This window comes from Alicyclobacillus suci, from assembly GCF_017329615.1.
Classification (GTDB): Bacteria; Bacillota; Bacilli; order Alicyclobacillales; family Alicyclobacillaceae; genus Alicyclobacillus; species Alicyclobacillus suci.
On record NZ_JAFMTW010000118.1, the window covers coordinates 1 to 1,540 of the forward strand.

Here is a 1,540-nt window from a genome sequence, read left to right on the forward strand (position 1 = left end):
CTTCATGAACGACCGGAAGTAAGGTACCAATTCATCGACAGATACCGCTCCAAATTTTCGGTTGAGAAGATGTGCAAGATGTTGGATGTATCTCGGAGCGGGTATTACGCGTGGCGCAGGCGCCCGGAGAGCGAGCGTACCAAACGCCGAAAACGAATCACGAAGCGGATTCACCAGATATTTGTGAAGTCCCGTCGACTTTATGGCAGCCCCAAAATCACGCAAATCCTGCGCAGAGAAGATGGTGAGCGGATGTCACAGAAGATGGTAGCGAAAATCATGCGAGAGAACGAACTTCGCAGTTGTACGGTTCGCAAGTATAAGGCGACCACATACTCGAACCATAACTATCCGGTACATGAGAATGTGCTGAACCAGACATTCGTCGCACAGCGGCCAAACCAGGTCTACATGGCAGATATCACCTATGTTCCGACCGATGAGGGCTGGGTCTACTTGGCGAGCCTAATGGACTTGTACAGCCGAAAAATCTTAGGCTGGCATGCCGATGCACGAATGACGAAAGAATTGTGCGTCGCGGCGCTGGAACAAGCTTTTAAGCGTCAAAGTCCCGTCGACTCTGTGTTGCACCATTCAGACCGTGGGAGCCAATACGCCTCTCACGACTACCAGAACAAGATGCGAGAATATGAAATGGTAGGGAGCATGAGCCGCAAAGGCAACTGTTTTGATAATGCGTGTATCGAGTCGTTTCACAGCATCATCAAGCGTGAACTCATCTATCTGGAAAAGTTCAAAACGCGTAAGCAAGCCATACAACGAATTTTCGAATACATCGAAATCTGGTACAACCGGGAGCGTGTTCACTCGTCCATCGACTTTCTATCACCGGCTGAGTATAAAAGAAGATATTTCCATACATCAACAGGCTGAAGCAAGCTGAGTAGGTAACTATCTGAATATTAAGACTTACAAATTCTCTGTTTGGGGTGTCCATTCTATCCTGAAAATAAACGCGTCTAAGCTCTCAGAAATGCAATAATGAACTACCCCCATCAGTGATGAGGTTGTCGTTGGATGGGAATTCCATTTCAGTGGTGATTAGGCGACTGGCTTTACCATCATCTCAAGACCGAGTGACTCTAACTTGCGGATTGCTTGCCTGACGACCGCATCTTTCTTACGGGTTTCATAATACGTTGGACCAAGTTCAATGTAGGGTTGACGCCGTTTTAACATGTAATACACCATACTCAAGATGCTATGCGCCACTGCGATGGTTGCCCGGCTGCTTCCTCTCCGCGCAGCAATCCTATGGTACTGGGCTGAGAGATATGTTTGTCTAGTCCTTGCTGCTGCCCGAGCCGCTTCAACAAGGGCTGTCCGAAGCTTTTGGTTTCCCTTCCGTGTTTTCCCCGACTTTCGTTTTCCTGCACTTTCGTTATTTCCTGGAGCCAAACCCGCCCATGAGCACAGATTGGCGGCGGATGGAAATTGATCCATGTCCCGCCCGATTTCCGCTAGGATTTGCTCTGCTGTTCGTCGACCGACGCCGGGGATGGTGTCTATTAACTCCAGG

General features: G+C 49.0%; 2 protein-coding genes. One reads left to right on the forward strand and one right to left on the reverse strand.

Going from position 1 to position 1,540, the window contains the following annotated elements; translation table 11 throughout:
• Positions 1-894 (forward strand): IS3 family transposase (locus J3482_RS20005; RefSeq protein ID WP_206923062.1); only part of this gene is annotated, 894 nt, incomplete at its 5' end.
• Positions 895-1,062: 168 nt separating this feature from the next.
• Here the strand turns inward: J3482_RS20005 and J3482_RS20010 are convergent.
• Positions 1,063-1,540, reverse strand: a 478-nt coding sequence (locus J3482_RS20010) for a transposase (RefSeq protein ID WP_206923063.1), incomplete at its 5' end; no start/stop codon positions are given.